We start from the raw sequence: 17,355 nt of genomic DNA on the forward strand, positions 1-17,355 counted from the left end.
ATTATTTACGAGGTAATTGGTGATAGAATACATCTCCTTAGATCCCTTACTATTCATAAGCTTTTTCCATCTCAAAACTGCCAGAATAGTACGGAAGTTATTTGTTTTATTTTCTCTTATTGCCATTTTAAAAATTAAATATGTTTATAAATTAGAATTAATTCATTGCTCTATATTGATTAGGAGTGTATCCGGTATTTTTTTTAAACATCCTGTTGAAGTGTTGTGGATATTTAAATCCTAATTCATAAGCAATCTGACTGATAGATTTCTCTGCATCAAATATTCTTGCTTTGGCAATATCAATCATCTTCAAATGAATATGATCCATGGCCGATTTTCCTGTTTCTTTTTTAATAAGATCACCAAAATAATTAGGTGAAAGGTTCAGTTGTGCAGCAAAATAAGAAACGGAAGGCAGGCCATGTTTTTGTGGACTCTCAGACCGAAAATAATCATTAAGTAATTTTTCAAAATTCACCAGGGTGCCCTTATTCAGATTTTCCCTCGTTATAAATTGTCGCTCATAAAAGCGCTCGCAATAATTAAGCAACAATTCAATATTATTGGCAATTATGGTTTTACTATGTTTATCGATGTTTTGATCAAGTTCATAATCAATTTTTGCATATAAGTCCTGTACAATCAGTTGCTCTTTTTCTGAAATATGAAGAGCCTCATTTAGCTCATAGGAAAAAAAATTGAACTGATTAATCTTAAGGGCCAGGTTTGTCCCCTTGATGAATTCGGGATCAAATAAAAGCGCAAAACCTCTTGGATTATAATCTTTTGCACTTTTGATGCCTACCACCTGCCCCGGTCCCATAAAGACCATAGTTCCTTCATCATAATCATAGTTGTTCCTGCCATATTTCAATTCACCACAGTTCACACCCTTCAGGAAAATAGCATAAAAATCAAATCTATATTTTCCACTGTCCAAAGGTTTCGCGGTAGAACTATCAAAAGAAGTGATTAGAGGGTGTCTTGTTTTTACTTCTTTTAAAGTATTGTACTGAGAGATACTTTCAAGATTTAGAATGTTGTCCATTTGTTCTATTCTATATAGTTCAATACAAATATAAGGTTCAGACCAGTAGTAAGTTAGGATAATCCTCTGAATAAGTAAAAATGGTTAGAATTACAGTAATTTATATACAGTTCTTAGTTGTTTAATGAAAGATATTTGTTAAAAGCAAAAAATGAAAGCAAAATGGAAAAGAGAAGTTTAGGAAAGAGTGGATTGGAAGTTTCAGCCCTGGGCTTAGGTTGCATGGGATTAAGTTTTGGTTATGGACCCGCTACCGAAAAAAATCAGGCGATAAAACTGATTCGTGAAGCATATGATGAGGGAATAAGCTTTTTTGATACTGCAGAAGCTTATGGCCCATTTAAAAACGAAAAATTGTTGGGAGAAGCTATAGCTCCTTTTAGAAAAGATGTGGCCATCGCTACTAAATTTGGATTTAAAGAAGGAGAACCTGGGAAAGGATTGGATAGTCATCCTAAAAGAATCAGGAAGGTTGCTGAAGAATCTCTAAATAGACTCAATACTGAAGTAATCGATCTTTTCTATCAGCATCGCGTTGATCCCGACGTGCCGATGGAAGAGGTGGCCGGTACCGTAAAAGATCTCATACAAGAAGGAAAAGTAAAGCATTTTGGTTTATCAGAAGCCGGAGCGCAATCAATTAGAAAAGCTCATGCGGTACAACCAGTATCTGCATTGCAAAGCGAGTATTCAATATGGTGGAGAGAACCTGAAAAAGAAATCATTCCTACGCTTGAAGAACTCGGGATTGGATTGGTGCCATTCAGTCCGTTGGGAAAAGGATTTTTAACAGGTAAGATTAATGATAAAACCGAATTTGCCGAAAATGATTTCCGAAATAGCGTGCCTCGTTTTAGTGAAGAAAATCGGAAAGCTAATCAGGCGTTGGTAGCCCTTCTGGACAAAATTGCAAAAGAGAAAGAAGCTACTTCCGCGCAAATTGCCCTGGGATGGCTTTTATATCAGAAACCGTGGATTGTACCCATTCCCGGAACTACGAAATCTCACCGACTTTCAGAAAATATTGGAGCCGCATCTATTAAACTTTCCGCTTCCGATATTCGACAAATAGATGATGTGTTTTCAAAGATTGATATTAAAGGGGACAGATATCCGGAGCGCATGCAGAAAATGATCAATAAATAGAGAGTTATGAAAAGATTATTATTAAGTGCAGTAACCTGTATCACAATCCTAAGTCAGATATCTGCCCAGGAACCAAACATTTTCCCAATTGGAGAAAAAGCAGTAAACATTCATCATGCAGGAGATGTATGGCTGAACCATTTAGCTGATGCCGATGAGAATTTTGATTTTAACGTGGTACTGGCCACTTTCGCCCCGGGTGCTAAACTAAACTGGCATCTTCATCCTGAAGGTCAGCAACTTTATATCACTAAAGGGGTTGGTTATTATCAGGAACGGAATAAAGAAGCCCAGGTGGTTCGAAAGGGAGATGTGGTAAAATGTAATCCTAACGTGGAGCATTGGCATGCGGCGGCACCTAATAGTGAGTTTACTTACCTGGCCATTACCATGAACGAACCTACAAAGTGGACCGACACGCTAAGCGCGGAGGCTTACCAAGCCATTGAATTACCGGAATCATTAGAAACAGATAAGAAGAAAGAGGTCCTGGAACTTTCAGCTAAAAAATGGCAATGGATGGCCGATAAAAATGCAAACAAACTGGCCGATCTATTTCATAAAAAAGCTGAATTTGTTCATATGGGCGGAAGCTGGGGAAAAAATCGTGAGGTAGAAATCATAAGGAGTGGTGGTATACATTATAAAAAAGCTGATATTCATGAAGTTTCAGCAGATATCATCGGCAGTACTGCAATTGTACAAAGTAATATTACGCTTTTGGCAGTAGTTGGAGGTAATGAAGTTACTAATCCTTTTATTGTTACCGAAGTTTATGTAAAGGAGGGTGATGCCTGGAAATTGGCAAATCTTTCATTCGTAAAACAACTTTCTGAACAAAACTAAATATAAGAAAAACATGAAGCCCTTATTACTACTATTTACTCTCATGTTTTCCATTGGTTGTAAGACACAGACAGATAATTCTAAAGAAGTTATGGATAAAATTCCATCAGGAAAAATATTAACCGTTTATCTATCCCGAACCAGTAATACTAAAGTGATTGCAGAGATGGTTCAGCAAAGGCTTGGAGGGAAACTAATTGAGATTGAAAAAAAGAATCCATATCCGATAGATTATCAAGAAATCGTCACAAAGGTAGCTCGTGAAAATGAGGAAGGATATTTACCTCCCTTAAATACATATATTAAAAATATCAAAGATTATGATACAGTGTTTATTGGCTTTCCCACATGGGATATGCAACTGCCCCCACCAATGAAGACTTTTTTAGCTGAAAATGACATGAGTGGAAAAACTCTCCTTCCTTTTAATACCAATGCCGGATATGGTTTGGGGAGCAGCCTTAGCCAAATTAAAAACTTGTGTCCGGACAGTAATATTCTTAAAGAATTTTCAGTCGAAGGGGGTTATGAAAAAAGAGGAGTGTTGTTGGCCATTGAAGGAGAGCGTAAAAAAGAGGTTTCAGATCAGATTGATGCCTGGTTAGAGAAAGTAGGAATTTTAAAATAAAGTAATGAATTTGAAAGTTTGTAATATCGTATTAACTCTGCTGCTAGGTATCAATTTTTCATTGAAGGCACAATCACAAAAAAAATTGAGTGCTGTTGAATATAGTATTGCAAAAATAGCTGCCTCTACTGCCAAGGGTGATCTTCAAACCTTAGAAGTGGCATTACAGGAAGGTTTGGAAAGTGGGCTTACCATCAATAAGATTAAAGAGGAACTGGTACATCTATATGCCTACTGCGGATTTCCGCGAAGCCTTATGGCGATCAATACCTTAACCGATGTACTTGAAAACAGGAAAGAGCGAGGAATTGAAGACGAGGTTGGCGAAGAGCCGAAAGAATTGAAGGAGGGTGATAAATATAAAATCGGAAAGGAAGTCCTGGCAGAATTATCCGGCGTTAAAGACCGGCAAAAAGCGGGTTATGCTATAACAGTACCTATTATAGAAGTATTTCTGAAAGAGCACTTGTTTGCCGATATTTTCAAGCGTGGAGTGCTTTCTTATAAGGAAAGAGAGATAGCGACTATAGCTGCATTGCTAACAATGGGAGACCTGGCACCGATGTCCAGAGGGCATATAGGGCATTGGTATGAGTTTGGGATTAAATGAAATCCAGATTCTTGAAATCCTGGATTTTATCGAAAATGAAATCGACCAGAAATCGGCTCTTGAGGGAAGGGAACTCATCGCTACTTTAATCTCGGGAATTCCCTGTGAAACTAAAACCTTATCAGAAGAATACAATAGTGAAAAAATATATGAGCGGGGAGAAAAGATGGATAATCATGTATTTACCGGTACAGCATGGTTAAATATGCTGGTTACAGCAGATGAGGTAAATAAAAACTCTGTTGGAGTTGTCACTTTTGAACCTGGGGCCAGGACCAATTGGCACCAACATCCCAATGGACAAATTATTTTGGCTCTTTCCGGGGAAGGATATTACCAGGAAAAAGATAGAGCCAAGAGGATCTTAAATAAAGGCGATGTGGCAAAATGCCCTGCAGATATCCCGCATTGGCATGGGGCAGCACCGGATAAAGAATTTGTGCAAATTGCCGTTACCAGCAGAATTGGAGGATCTACCCAATGGATGAGTGCGGTTTCCGATGAACAATATAATGACTAACACTAGAAAAGAACATGAAAACCTTAAAATTTAATAATGGAATGGAAATGCCAATTTTAGGATTTGGTGTTTATCAAATTTCAGACTACAAAGAATGCAAAAAAAGTGTATTAACTGCTTTAAATAATGGATATCGATTAATAGATACAGCCCAAGGATATCAGAACGAAAAAGCTGTGGGTGCCGCGATGCAGGAAAGCGGTATTGAACGTGATAAATTATTTGTAACAACAAAGCTATGGATTTCCCATATGGGCTATGAGAAAACAAAAAATGCTATTGAAGGTTCATTGGAAAAATTACAATTAGATTACCTGGATCTTTATCTAATTCACCAGCCTTATGGAGATGTCCACGGTTCCTGGAGAGCAATGGAAGAATATTATCAAGCCGGAAAGATAAAAGCGATTGGGGTGAGTAATTTTCATCCCGATCGCGTCATGGATATTATTGTAAATAACAAAGTGAAACCAGCGGTAAATCAAATAGAAACACATGTTTTTAATCAGCGTCAAGAGGATCATGAATTTTTGGAAGAAAACGGAATTGTCCATGAATCCTGGGCTCCTTACGCTGAAGGAAAAAATGATTTCTTTACTAATGAAGTTTTAGCTGGCATTGGAAAAAAATATAATAAATCTGTGGCTCAGGTTGCTTTAAGATGGATGATTCAGCGTAATATAGTGGTCATTCCAAAATCGGTTCATGAAAACAGGATCAAAGAGAATATTGATGTTTTCGATTTTGAATTATCACAAGAAGATATGAATGCCATAAAAAAGTTAGACACTAACGAAAGCTTATTTTTCAGCCATCGCGATCCTGAAGTTATCAAATGGTTTTCAACCAGGGTAAAATAAATTTAGTTTGCCTTCTGAGAGAATTTAATTGAAGAACCGAAGGCTTTCTTAAAATTTCATATTTTTAGTAACACATTCAATTTCAACATCATGTTATCACTGAACGTTAATAATAAACAGGTAAAGGTCGAAGTAGATCCAAATACCCCGCTTTTATGGGTTTTAAGAGATAACCTGGATTTGGTTGGAACTAAATATGGATGCGGAGTTGCTCAATGTGGGGCATGTGTGGTTCATTTGGATGGTGAGGCCGTTCGCTCCTGTGTAACTAAAGCAAAGAGAGCGGAAGGTAAGAAAATAGTTACCATAGAAGGACTTGCTGAAAACAATGATCATCCTGTACAGAAGGCTTGGATAGAAGAAGATGTTCCCCAGTGTGGTTACTGTCATAGCGGCCAGATCATGTCGGCAGTAGTCTTATTGAAAGAAAATCCAAACCCTTCAGATGAGGATATAGATATTGCCATGTCCGGTAACATTTGTCGCTGCGGAACTTATTCAAGGATAAGAAAAGCCATCCATCTTGCAGCGGAAATCAACAAAAGCAATTCATAAATTCTTTTTTATTAGATATAGAAGGATAAAAACATGTTCCATATGAAAATTAGAAATTTCATAAATTCATTTAGTACAGGCCGAAATGTACTACTTGGAATATTTATTCTGGCAATATTTATTAGTCTAGGAATGGCCAGGAAAAATATGCAGACAACCAAATATGTGGATATCCTACAAAAGAAAAAGGACAGCACCGCTTCAAAAGAAGCTTTTGCCAAAGTATATAAGGTATTGATGCATCCCCGATGTCTAAATTGCCATCCAAAAGGAGACATACCTTTGCAGGGTGATGATAGCCATGTCCATTCCATGAAGCCTAGAAGAGGAAAAGATGGAAAAGGACTTTATGCTATGAAATGCGCCAATTGTCATCAGGACACCAATACACCAGGCTTACATTCCCCTCCTGGAAATCCCGAATGGCATCTTCCACCGGCTGATATGAAAATGGTGTTTGAGGGAAGATCGTCTTCCGAACTGGCTAAACAGTTAGTTAATAAGTCCAAAAACGGAAATAAATCCATTGAAGAGCTTATTGAGCATGCCGATGATACTTTGGTGAAAGCAGGGTGGAATCCCGCTGAAGGTTTAGCGCTTCCTCCGCTGAGCCATAAAGAATTCAAAGATGCCTGGATCACCTGGTTGGAGAATGGTGCTTATACTCCGGATTAATAATTGACTTTTTTTAATTATCTACCACGAATTCATGAATATTTAAGCCCTTATCAATCGGGTTATCCGTGCATTAGTGGCTGTTAATATTAAAGTTGGTTAAGTCTCGGTTATAGAAAAATTACACCTCTTCCAGAATTGGGTGATTATAAAACCTTTTATTCTTCGCTCTGGAATATGCATTAGTAAATGCCGCAAAGATTGGAGGGAAAGGAGGCTCACCCAATCCTGAGGGATCCACCTCATTTTGTACAAAATGAACTTCCATGTCTTTAGGTGCTTCGTTGATCCTTATCATTTTGTAATTATAAAAATTACTACTTTGAGGAACACCCTCTTCAAAGCTCATTTTCCCGAACATTACATTACCAAGACCATCGGTTATAGCTCCTTCAACCATATTTTTCGCAGCATCTTCGTTGATCACGATTCCGCAATCCACCCCACTATAGATTTTATCAAAAACTGGTTTATCGTTTTCCAGTTTCAGGTTAACAACATGGGCAACGTAAGAATTGTGGCAATAATAGGCGGCAACACCACGATGAACATCTAATCTTGGAGAATCCCATTTAGATTTTTGACGTACAAGTTTAAGAACTCCCATATATCTCTCAGGATCATAATCATTATCCTTGCCAACAGGATTGTTCTTTGCTTTTTCAAAAAGTTCTATTCTAAAGTCGATAGGGTCTTTCCCGGCGGCGATAGCAACTTCATCTAGAAAAGCCTGTTCCGAACCACCCATAAAATTAGATCTGGGTGCACGAAAAGCCCCAATAGTAATATTGGAATTTAGCTCCCAGGACTCTGCAAGATAATTATCTACCGCCCCGGCAGGAAACCTGTTTTCATGTATTGGACTTTCCGGAATTCCACCACCCCTTATATGATATGCAATAAGATTGTTATTGGCATCTAAGGCAGCACGGAAATTTATGTGATAAGCAGGACGATAAATTCCATAAGTCATATCTGCTTCCCGGGTATAAAAAAGCTTCACCGGATTTTTGATCTTTTGCGAAATTACCGCGGCCTCTACTAATTCATGTGAATAGGCTCTTCTTCCAAAGCCACCACCCATACGGGTCATAATAATTTCAATATTTTCCTTATCCATTCCAAGCCTTGCAGCAACTGTATTCTCGGTAAACTGTGGAGCCTGAAGCGGCCCTGCTAAAACCGCTTTATTTTCTGTAACATCAGCAAAAAAATTGATGGGTTCCATGGCATTATGTGCAAGGAAAGGCGCGGTATAAGTGCTTTCAATTACTTTCGCTGCATTTTTAAAAGCATTTTCAGGATCGCCATCTTTTCTAAGAACTTTTGCGGGTTCATTAGAACGAGTCTCCATTTTTTCATAATGTTTTGCTGTACTTTCAAGACCCGAAGGAACTGTTCTTTCAGATTTATTACCAAAGGCATTCATTTTTTCGGTGTATTCATTAAATGGTTCCCATTCTAGCTTCAGGGCCTTTTTCGCCTGTATCACCTGCCAGGTGCTATTCCCAACTACCACGGCCAGTTTATTAAAAGTGACGGTGTCAAATATATTCAGTTCGTAATCTTCATTATACACCTGGATTGTAAATATATCTGTAATGCCCGGCATTTTTCGTGCTTCAGAATCATCTATAGTTTTCAACCTCATTCCAAAAGCGGGTGGATGCGCGACAGTGGCGTATTGCATACCTTCGATTTTATAATCTAGGCCGAACAATGGCTTACCACTCACTATTGCCGGAAGCTCCACATTTTTCTTAGAGGTACTAATTATAGTAAAATTTTCAGCTTTTTTAAGGTCAACGGTTTCCGGAATTTCCATTTTAGAAGCAGCGGCGGCCATTTCTCCATAACCTGCCGTTTTACCATCTGGGTGCTTAAGAATTCCTTTTTCTGTAGTGATTTCTGAAGCCGGAAGGTTCCATGCTTTTCCAGCAGCGTTAACCAACATTTGCCTTGCAGTAGCTCCCGCTGTTCTTAAAGCGTTCCAACCTTGCCGTACAGACTGGCTTCCTCCGGCAAACTGTCGGGTATAAAGTTCAGTATTAAATGGAGCCTGTTCTACTACAACATTATCCCAATCTACATCCAGTTCGTCTGCAACGATCATAGGAAGTGATGTTTTTACATTTTGACCAAATTCTGGATTTGGAGCCATAATAGTTATGGTACCATCTTCAGCTATTTTTAGATAGGCATTAAGGTTAAACCATTCTTCCGGAATATCTTCCGCAGAAATTTGCTTCGATTTGGAGTAAAGTAGCCAATTGAAGCCGATCATCATCCCCCCACCGGCAAGGGCCGTAGTTTTTAGAAAAGATCTTCTGCTAATTGAAGTTTTTAGTTTTGCCATAATACGAATTTGTTTCCTAAAAGAAATTTGAAATTAAGAAGGATATCCCGACTAAGTCAATACAATTTAATGATTTTAAATACATCTTCAAATTGAATGGTTTGAGCAATTGATTAATCAGTAAAAATGGTAAAGCATTCAGTAAAAATGGTAAGATTTTTATAATTGAAGGAATATGAAGTAAACTAGAATCAATTAATGGGAAAAGAAGAATAGCAATTAATTAGAGTAATTTTGAGCTATTGAATAGTGGTAGTACTAATTGTCTCTCCCGCATTACCAATAAAAATATTATACTAGTAGGTTTATTTCTCGATAATTAAGAAGGTTAATTTGATGTTTCTAATTTCAAGAATAATTGTGCAAGGGGGAATAGCAAGAGGATAACACGCTGCGCGATGTTAGTAATTTTCAATATATTGTAATTCAGTACGTTATGTCTATTGAAAAGATGGTGTCGCCGCCATTTTTTACTAAAAAACTTCTGAAGCCCCTATAAACAGGCTAATTTTTTAGTAAAATCTTGATCTGAAACTGAAATTGAGATATTGTCCTCACCACTTTTCCTTCCATGACATTTCAGAAAAAACGGTTCGTCCTGTGCTCTTGGACACGAGCCAAAAAAGAGGATAATTCGAAATAGTAGAAAGAGGAATTAACTTTTTTGGCTCAAGTCCGCTGATGCTAACTAAGAACATATTTTCTACTATAGAAGAGTATTTTTTCAAAATTTACCTTACCCCTGTAACTTCAGATGCCTTACCTTTTAATGTGAAAGAAACAGTATTTGAAATTAGCGGCCTGCATAAAGCCGCTTTGCTTCGCGACGCTTTTTATAAGGCTTTTCCTAATTTCAAATCCTGAAATGCAAAGCCACATCAAAAGGTAATGCGTACGGCTCTGAAAGAAGTAAATGAAAAGAATAGCAGCCTGTTTTCATTTCGGTAAGAGATGCCACTCAAAATTTGTTTTTAGAAGATAATCAAAGGAAAATGCACCGGGTAAAAAAAGTAAATGTTTATTAGTTTATAGTACATTAAGACGATTCTGAAATAGAAGCTTTTAAAGAGCTTACTATCAATCTTTTTTGTAAATTGAAATGATCATTTTACCCTATGAAAAATGATGTAATGAAGAGGGGATTTCAGGTAACAGCGGAATTCTCTCTTTTTTAAAATGTTCTCCCTATTATTCATAACATCAGTAATTTAGATAAAAAGTTTTACAGAACACCGCTGCGCTACGTTAGCTTTTAATACTGCGGTTAAATTGATGGTATTCCAAATTTTTGTTTTCTAGAGTTTCATGAGGATTTATAATGAAGAGGTTTATTTCGCTGGAAAGATTTCATCCTTAAATAGTCCAGGTGATGTTCGGTCATATTCTCAGCCTCAGCAATAAATCGGGTACAAAGATGATATGCTTTCTCTGTGTCTTTTTCGGTTACTTTAAGCGGACAAGTATAATTAATATGCTGCTGAGCATGAGTGATCAAATAATAAATGCGCTGAGATTCAAAAGAAGTGTTTAAAAGAATCTCTTCTGGGAAATCACAAAAATTACTACATAAATGGATTAGGTAAGGCAATGAAGTATAAGAAGGCTGGTATTCCCAAAATACGCATAACATTCCAATACAGGTTTGTACAAGCGCATTCTGTATAAGCACTAAATTAGCAAGAAGATCTTCCTTAAAATCAATAACATCAGCTAAACCAAGAATGTAGTTTGCGCGGGAGATCCTTGCTTTCCATCTTTTATTTATCTTTTGCCAGCTTTGCGGATAATAAGATGGCTTTCCATCCAGAAATTTGGAAAGCTGTTCATCAGCCTGAAAAATAGTATTTCGCTTATTTAATACGTGATCCAGGAAATTATTCCCGTAATCCAGTTTAACCAGAATCTTAGGAAGGGTTTCAAAAATAAAATAAACTTTTATTCGCTTTTTGGTATGGTTAAACACCAGGTCCATAAGCTCAGCGGGATTTAATGATACAGGTTTTTTAGTGACCAGCAAAACCGTAGAGCAAAAGGTATGATGCTGAAATTCCTTTGTTTGGAAATATCGATTTTTAAAAATGCTCTGTTGCTCTTTACTGATTAAGAAAATGGAATGTACTTTAAATTTTAAACGTAAAAAATCCACGACTTCCTGAAGTGCCACGTCAAAAGGAAGATGCAGATTTTCTCCAGATATAATTGGTTTTATCACCGGATTACGCTGTAGTTCCAGGTTGTAACAATCGGAAAGTATTCCTTCAGTGATATCGTATACCATTTGAAATACAACTTCTCCCAAAACAAAAATCTCGTGGCACTTACTACGGTAAATTTTATGCTCTTTAGGATCAAGTCCCGCCAAATAGATATCATCCAGAAAAAGTAGTATTTCCGTTAATCTATCGTTGCCGGGATCAAATAGCTTTTGAAACTCAGGATCTAAGGCAGCTAAATATTTTACGTGCTCCGAAAGGGAATTGACATTAATGGCTTCTCCTTTATATAAGGTTTCGGTATAATTAAATAACTCAAGGAAAATATCTATGACTTTAAGAGTTGCTTTGTCGTATTTTTCCTTTTGAAATAGATCATAAGTAGTACTGAAAAGTTCAACTACCTCATTATAATCATGCGTTGTTTTTTCTTTCGCTTTTTTAAGCAGCGTGCTGCCCTTTATTGTAGATTTAGCCAGAGGATCTTTTGAACTTTCGCTTAAATAAATAAGCTCAGCATAAAAGCATTGGCTAATATGATAGAGCTCCCCGGCCATTAAATGTTTTCTTACCTGGCCGGCCGTACTCCACTGAATAGAGAACTGCGGAAATTTTTCAACTAATTGTTTCAGTCGGTTCAACACCTCCGTGGAAAATTCATTTGCAGAACTTCTAATTAAATGCAAGGCATAGAATGAAGGTGGTTCTTTTCGAACTGTGCAAAGGTATATTGCATCGGGTGCAAAGACATCTGGCAGTTGCTGAATGAGTTCCTGGAGTTCCATTTTAAATGGAAAGAGCGGCGGAAGATTGAGATTTTGTTTCATATCTTAAGTTTTTGGTTCAACTTCATTTGCAGTACCTGGTTAAAAACTTGTTGAATAGTCTTCTGAACCTGTACATTTTCAGTAGGATAAATTCCTATATTTGTTAATGCTTTCATGATGCTGATATTTTTATTCCTGTTGAAGGTAGAAAGAGACAAGGCCGTACCCTACCAAAGCGCCCTGTATAATACCCGCAAGGGATTGTATTTTACCCGAGGGTTATCCGTAAAATTTTAGAAGAAGAAATCGTTATATTTGAGCTATGACAACAACCACCAAATCAAACCACATCGGCCGCAAAATTGCCCGCATCCGTGAACTGCGAGGCATGAAACAGGAAACCCTTGCCGAAGAATTAGGCATCAGCCAACAAAGTGTGTCCCATATGGAAAAAAGCGAAAGCGTTGAAGATGAAACTCTTCAAAAAGTTTCTGAAGTATTGAAAGTTGCTCCGGAGGCCATTCGTCATTTTAGTGAAGAGGCAGTTTTTAATATTATTAATAATACTTTTAAAGATAATAGTGCCAATAATAACAACTACTTCTGTACGATAGATCCTGTAGAAAAAATTGTTGAGCTTTATGAGCGATTGGTACAGGCGGAGAAAGATAAGGTATCATATTTAGAGAAATTACTGAATCAAAAATAATATCAATTACGGTTTCAAATGGTAAGTGTTGATGACCAAAAAAATTAAATTGGTAATCAACACTTTTTGCATTTAAAACTTTAACGTAAACTAGCCTCTAATTTACTTGACTCAGAATTTCAACATAAAATAAACTTTCAATATATCATGGAAGAGAATTAAGAATGACCAGATAATTTTATTGCAGAAAATATTTATGCCAGAAGATATAGTACATATTAAACTTGAGAGAAAATTTAGTGAAAAACATATTGATAATTTTGTCCGCCAAATCTACTCTACGTATAATGCAAATCAAAGATTACATTATTCTTTTGATGTTACTCACACTGAGTGGATATCAAACCAGGGACTGCTTTTATTAAGTTCTGTTTTAAAATCCTTTTATAAGGAGAATATCTCCTTTAATGTTGTTTTTCTGCAACCAGGCCAAGAAATTAGCCAAGTATCCAAAAGAACCTTAATTCAAATTCTACAATTGTGGGAAATCTGGGAGATTTGGTCAATTGTAGAAGAAAAGGATTATTCAGCATATTTTGATTTAAATAATAATAGAATTAAATCTATTAAAGAATTTTTAAAAACTACCTATAGAATCAACACCGACAACACAAAAGCACTTTATGACAGATATGGAATTACACCATTTCAAATTTTGAATGACATTGAAAATTATAAGGATGATTTAGTAATTAAAGAACTTGATCCAATTTTTAATTTAAATCAAGTTATTGAGAGAAAGTTATATGAGACTAATTGTTTACACCCTTTTGTAAATAATACACTTAGTACGATAATTACAAAAGAATTATACGAGAATTTTTTAGATCATCATTCAAGATCATTTTTTGGTGAAAATTCTTCATTTGGGTTTATGAGTATGGCACTTAGAGAAAAGTTACATAAAGAAAATCCAAGAGTTATTGAAAGAAACATTTTCCAAGAAGAGCTTCCCGAATATATAGATTTTTTTAAAAGAAATGAAAAGTTTTTAAATAGAGCCATAATACAATATTCTTTTATTGATTTTGGTCAGGGAATAGTAGGTAGTCTAAAAAAGGAATATATTGATAGAAATATTAATCAATTTAATAGTGAAGAGGTAAGTGATAATGAAATTCTTGAATTCGCTTTTAAATATGATTCTTCAAGACATCCAATAAAATCAAATTTAGAAGATGACAAACTTTTTATACCCAGAGGTCTTTTTGATTTATTAACTATTGTCAAAAGATATAAAGGATTAATTATCGTTAGAAGTAATAAAGGCAGAATCATTTATAACTTCTCATCTAATGCGGAATATCAAGATGCGCTAGTAAAGTCGAATGACGAAGAAATTTCTTTTTTTCCAGGTACCTTTTTAACCATATATATACCTGAAGTTAAAGATGAAGAAAAGTATGATTCTTCTGTAATAAAGCCAATACGATCCTTTAATGAAAAATTCAAGACAGATGAGCGGTATGTTTATTTGATAGATTTTGAAAAATTTTCAAGTTATTCCAAAGAAACGATTTATAATGACTTAGTTACTTTTTTAAGGCTAAAGTTGAAATCTGAAAATGAAAAAAACTTTATTACTTACTTTAGCTTCTTAGGATGTAATGATGAGAGGTTAATTAAGAAGACCTTATATTTTTTACTTTCCGATTATAATATTAATACTGCTAATAGTATCATAGTTGTACATCCGCCGCTTAAGGAGTTAGTTACATCTGTTAAAAATGAAATATTAGATCTTAATATAACGACAAAAAATTTCAAAATACATCCATTGCCTCTTATGTATATTGATAGTACTAATTCAGCTATTCATATTGACTGGCTTGGTATATATAATGAAGATGATATTAATCAATTATCTGATTATATATACAATGAAGATCTAACAAAGCCTATAACAGATTTCAATGATCCGAATAATCTTTATGGGAATTTATTTCATGTCGATGATTATGGCAATTTGAAATCTCAAATACCAAAGAATGAATTAATAGAAATCTACTATGACAAAGTTAAGACAGTAGAAAATGGTATTGTAAGTGAATTAATAAAGAGGTTCAACTGCATAAAAAAAGACAGATTGTTTTTTTGTAATGGGAATTATTACCAACGAGAATTTATTCAACTAATAAATCTTTTAAATGATATTCCTGCTTGTAATTTGGTATCCAAGTTATTATTGGATTTACTTAAGAATAAATTAATAAAAAATGTAGAATCCAATTACTTTGTTACAGTAACCTCCTCAAGTCATAAAATTCTAAAATCATTATTAGATAACGGTTTTGTGAAAGAACAGCAGTGTATTTTTGTAGAGAACTATCATAATATTGATTTAGAGCTAATTAAATATAGTGATAATACCAAAAAAGACTTTGTTCTTTTTACTGATGTGTTTTCAAGTGGAGGTTTAACAAAACGTATTAGAAAATCTTTAGAGCGAAACTCCTGTAAACTTTTGGGTGTTGGAGCTCTAATAGATACTTCTATAAAAAAGGTCGAAAATCTAGATGTGGTAAGCTTATATCAGTTGCCAGTTGAAAAGATAAAAAGAGATGAACTTAATGAAAAAGACGATCTCGAAAATATTATTCGTGTTAATCCTTACACAAATATTCCTATTGAATTAACAAGGGACAACTCATTTTACACAAATATTTTATTTAAAAGTGAAGAGTTTATTGAATTTTTAGATGAAGGAGATATTTCGATGAATTTTAAGATATTCAATAAATCTCTTCACCCTTATTTTTTTAATCTAGATAAAATTTTTCAGGCGCAAAATGAGAAATTAAAAAAGGACTCAATGTCTTTTTTAGAAGTTTTGTTTCATAAAACAAAATTAATTCAACCTCACACGGTTTTTTTCTATCCAAAGAATTCTGATATTAATTTTATCGATTACAATTTGATAAAGTCTAAGATTTTCAGAAATCATGAAATAGATTTTTTTGAATTGGATAAATTTAGTTTTGAGGAAGGTTTTGTTTTTCCTCATACCACGAATGAGTTATCAGTAAAAATTAATGGTAAGAATATTATCATTCTAGAAGATGGTTCAAATTCTGGTGATTCAATTATTCAAATGATTAATGAAATAGCCATTTATAATCCCCGAGAGATCAATATTTTAAGTGTAATTGGAAAAATCAATGATCATAAATTAGAATTCTTCTCCAAAATTTCTAGTATTAAGTCAAATTCAGGTGAAGGTGTTGGAAAAGTGAATGTTCCGGTAAATATATTCTTTGGTTCTCACTGGCATGTGTCATATCCTAAATTACAAGACTCTCCTAATAATGTTGAAATTAATTGGATTAAACATTTAGTAGATGTAAAAAACTTACCCTTAAGTATCAAAAATATAGGTATTAGCATTTTAAATGAGATAGTGCCCCAAGAGTCTTATAATAATGATTATAAGTATATACCCAAGAGTAAAGAAGGAGTAATTCCCAAAAAAGAATTGATACTTGTTAGAAATGAAATCGGAAAAATTATAGGTCATAGGTTTTACAAAGAGAGTTTTAACTGGTTTAATAAATTTATTTCAAAGTACGAAAGCGATAAAAATGCAGAGGATCGTATGAAAGAGATAGAGTTACTATCAATGTGTTTATTATACGAGCCTTATTTGTACGTCAGATTATCTAAAATTTTACCCGATGTAAAAGAAAAACTTGAAGAGTTTGTAGATAGCCTCATATTTGGTAATCCTAAAAGAGGGTATCCACCCCACCAACTGCATCTTGATTAGCTGACTTTCTACCGATAGCTTTGCTCTAAAATAATATTTATGATGAGCAAACAGGAAGAAATGTACAATTTGGTTAATGAATATCTTAATAGCGGACTTTCGGCAAAAGCCTTTAGTAAAGAAAAAGGGATCAGTCCTTCCACCTTTTGTTACTGGATGCGCAAAAAGAAAGATGAAGATCAGCCCGGGGGATTTGTAGAAGTAACCAAGGGATCAAACTCGTCATCGGGTGAGCTGGAACTTATTTATCCCAACGGGGTCAAACTCCAAATGAATGCAGCGGACCTTGGACTTATTGCCCGGTTAGTTAAGCTGTATTAATGTTCTCCTTAGGTTCCTCCCATAATTATCACTTTTATCGTAAGTCTTGTGATATGAGAAAATCATTTAATGGCCTGAGCGGATTGGTGAAAAATGAACTCAACCGGGAGCCTACCAGCGGTGATGTGTTCGTTTTTCTTAACCGGAATCGCACCCATCTCAAGCTGCTTCACTGGGAGCGGGGCGGCTTTGTTTTATACTACAAACGCCTGGAGCGCGGAAGCTTCACTCCGCCTGTAATTAAAGAAGATCAGACCAGTTTTACCTGGCCGCAATTGGTACTGATGATAGAGGGTATTACGGTTGAAAAAAGCGTTCAGAAACTGCGCTATTCT

General features: G+C 35.3%; 15 protein-coding genes. 12 read left to right on the forward strand and 3 right to left on the reverse strand.

Going from position 1 to position 17,355, the window contains the following annotated elements; all coding sequences use genetic code 11:
• Positions 1 to 157: 157 nt before the first annotated feature.
• Entirely contained in the window at positions 158 to 1,051 is an 894-nt protein-coding gene (locus RM539_RS19080) for an AraC family transcriptional regulator (protein WP_311505019.1), read from the reverse strand.
• 162 nt (positions 1,052 to 1,213) lie between these two features.
• Here RM539_RS19080 and RM539_RS19085 point away from each other — a divergent pair, with 162 nt between their 5' ends.
• The 8 genes from RM539_RS19085 (at position 1,214) to RM539_RS19120 (ending at position 6,891) form a co-directional block, all read left to right on the forward strand.
• Positions 1,214 to 2,197 (forward strand): aldo/keto reductase, encoded by a 984-nt coding sequence (locus RM539_RS19085; protein WP_311505020.1) that lies wholly within the window; start codon positions 1,214 to 1,216, stop codon positions 2,195 to 2,197.
• Between the two features lie 6 nt (positions 2,198 to 2,203).
• On the forward strand, positions 2,204 to 3,043 hold the full coding sequence (locus RM539_RS19090) for a DUF4440 domain-containing protein (protein WP_311505021.1): 840 nt from the start codon (positions 2,204 to 2,206) through the stop codon (positions 3,041 to 3,043).
• Between the two features lie 13 nt (positions 3,044 to 3,056).
• The gene (locus RM539_RS19095) at positions 3,057 to 3,671 is read left to right on the forward strand and encodes a flavodoxin (protein WP_311505022.1); all 615 of its coding nucleotides are present in this window, start codon (positions 3,057 to 3,059) and stop codon (positions 3,669 to 3,671) included.
• Positions 3,672 to 3,675: 4 nt separating this feature from the next.
• The gene (locus RM539_RS19100) at positions 3,676 to 4,281 is read left to right on the forward strand and encodes a carboxymuconolactone decarboxylase family protein (protein ID WP_311505023.1); all 606 of its coding nucleotides are present in this window, start codon (positions 3,676 to 3,678) and stop codon (positions 4,279 to 4,281) included.
• Positions 4,262 to 4,801, forward strand: coding sequence for a cupin domain-containing protein (locus tag RM539_RS19105; RefSeq protein WP_311505024.1), 540 nt, complete (start codon positions 4,262 to 4,264; stop codon positions 4,799 to 4,801). The genes RM539_RS19100 and RM539_RS19105 overlap by 20 nt, the downstream gene beginning before the upstream one ends.
• Positions 4,802 to 4,815: 14 nt before the next feature.
• The gene (locus tag RM539_RS19110; RefSeq protein WP_311505025.1) at positions 4,816 to 5,661 is read left to right on the forward strand and encodes an aldo/keto reductase; all 846 of its coding nucleotides are present in this window, start codon (positions 4,816 to 4,818) and stop codon (positions 5,659 to 5,661) included.
• A gap of 90 nt (positions 5,662 to 5,751) precedes the next feature.
• Positions 5,752 to 6,216: a (2Fe-2S)-binding protein gene (locus RM539_RS19115; protein ID WP_311505026.1), complete on the forward strand. Its 465-nt coding sequence runs from the start codon at positions 5,752 to 5,754 to the stop codon at positions 6,214 to 6,216.
• A 42-nt stretch (positions 6,217 to 6,258) separates the two neighbouring features.
• A complete protein-coding gene (locus RM539_RS19120; protein ID WP_311505027.1) occupies positions 6,259 to 6,891 on the forward strand; it encodes a hypothetical protein in 633 nt (210 codons plus the stop codon).
• A gap of 121 nt (positions 6,892 to 7,012) precedes the next feature.
• Here RM539_RS19120 and RM539_RS19125 read toward each other — a convergent pair whose 3' ends face one another.
• Both RM539_RS19125 and RM539_RS19130 read right to left on the reverse strand, forming a co-directional pair.
• Entirely contained in the window at positions 7,013 to 9,247 is a 2,235-nt protein-coding gene (locus tag RM539_RS19125) for a xanthine dehydrogenase family protein molybdopterin-binding subunit (protein ID WP_311505028.1), read from the reverse strand.
• A gap of 1,303 nt (positions 9,248 to 10,550) precedes the next feature.
• Positions 10,551 to 12,287 carry a hypothetical protein gene (locus RM539_RS19130; RefSeq protein WP_311505029.1) on the reverse strand — a complete coding sequence of 579 codons (1,737 nt, stop codon included), beginning with the start codon at positions 12,285 to 12,287 and terminating at the stop codon, positions 10,551 to 10,553.
• A gap of 262 nt (positions 12,288 to 12,549) precedes the next feature.
• Here RM539_RS19130 and RM539_RS19135 point away from each other — a divergent pair, with 262 nt between their 5' ends.
• From RM539_RS19135 to tnpB, 4 genes are all read left to right on the forward strand, one after another.
• Positions 12,550 to 12,936, forward strand: a complete 387-nt coding sequence (locus RM539_RS19135; protein ID WP_311505030.1) for a helix-turn-helix domain-containing protein — start codon at positions 12,550 to 12,552, stop codon at positions 12,934 to 12,936.
• Positions 12,937 to 13,132: 196 nt separating this feature from the next.
• A complete protein-coding gene (locus RM539_RS19140; RefSeq protein WP_311505031.1) occupies positions 13,133 to 16,699 on the forward strand; it encodes a hypothetical protein in 3,567 nt (1,188 codons plus the stop codon).
• 39 nt (positions 16,700 to 16,738) lie between these two features.
• Positions 16,739 to 17,020, forward strand: a complete 282-nt coding sequence (gene tnpA, locus RM539_RS19145; RefSeq protein WP_311505032.1) for an IS66 family insertion sequence element accessory protein TnpA — start codon at positions 16,739 to 16,741, stop codon at positions 17,018 to 17,020.
• Positions 17,020 to 17,355, forward strand: a 336-nt coding sequence (gene tnpB, locus RM539_RS19150; RefSeq protein ID WP_311505033.1) for an IS66 family insertion sequence element accessory protein TnpB, incomplete at its 3' end; no start/stop codon positions are given. The genes tnpA and tnpB, both read left to right, overlap by 1 nt.

This window comes from Autumnicola musiva, assembly GCF_031846585.1.
In the GTDB taxonomy this organism is placed as follows: domain Bacteria; phylum Bacteroidota; class Bacteroidia; order Flavobacteriales; family Flavobacteriaceae; genus Autumnicola; species Autumnicola musiva.

Bases quoted from the DNA above. Each gene is read 5' to 3' on its own strand.
- RM539_RS19115 (WP_311505026.1), top strand. From the start codon at position 5,752: ATGTTATCACTGAACGTTAATAATAAACAGGTAAAGGTCGAAGTAGAT.
- RM539_RS19110 (WP_311505025.1), top strand. From the start codon at position 4,816: ATGAAAACCTTAAAATTTAATAATGGAATGGAAATGCCAATTTTAGGA.
- RM539_RS19120 (WP_311505027.1), top strand. From the start codon at position 6,259: ATGAAAATTAGAAATTTCATAAATTCATTTAGTACAGGCCGAAATGTA.
- tnpA (WP_311505032.1), top strand. From the start codon at position 16,739: ATGATGAGCAAACAGGAAGAAATGTACAATTTGGTTAATGAATATCTT.
- RM539_RS19095 (WP_311505022.1), top strand. From the start codon at position 3,057: ATGAAGCCCTTATTACTACTATTTACTCTCATGTTTTCCATTGGTTGT.
- RM539_RS19090 (WP_311505021.1), top strand. From the start codon at position 2,204: ATGAAAAGATTATTATTAAGTGCAGTAACCTGTATCACAATCCTAAGT.
- RM539_RS19105 (WP_311505024.1), top strand. From the start codon at position 4,262: ATGAGTTTGGGATTAAATGAAATCCAGATTCTTGAAATCCTGGATTTT.
- RM539_RS19140 (WP_311505031.1), top strand. From the start codon at position 13,133: ATGCCAGAAGATATAGTACATATTAAACTTGAGAGAAAATTTAGTGAA.
- RM539_RS19080 (WP_311505019.1), bottom strand. From the start codon at position 1,051: ATGGACAACATTCTAAATCTTGAAAGTATCTCTCAGTACAATACTTTA.
- RM539_RS19100 (WP_311505023.1), top strand. From the start codon at position 3,676: ATGAATTTGAAAGTTTGTAATATCGTATTAACTCTGCTGCTAGGTATC.
- RM539_RS19125 (WP_311505028.1), bottom strand. From the start codon at position 9,247: ATGGCAAAACTAAAAACTTCAATTAGCAGAAGATCTTTTCTAAAAACT.
- RM539_RS19085 (WP_311505020.1), top strand. From the start codon at position 1,214: ATGGAAAAGAGAAGTTTAGGAAAGAGTGGATTGGAAGTTTCAGCCCTG.
- RM539_RS19135 (WP_311505030.1), top strand. From the start codon at position 12,550: ATGACAACAACCACCAAATCAAACCACATCGGCCGCAAAATTGCCCGC.
- RM539_RS19130 (WP_311505029.1), bottom strand. From the start codon at position 12,287: ATGAAACAAAATCTCAATCTTCCGCCGCTCTTTCCATTTAAAATGGAA.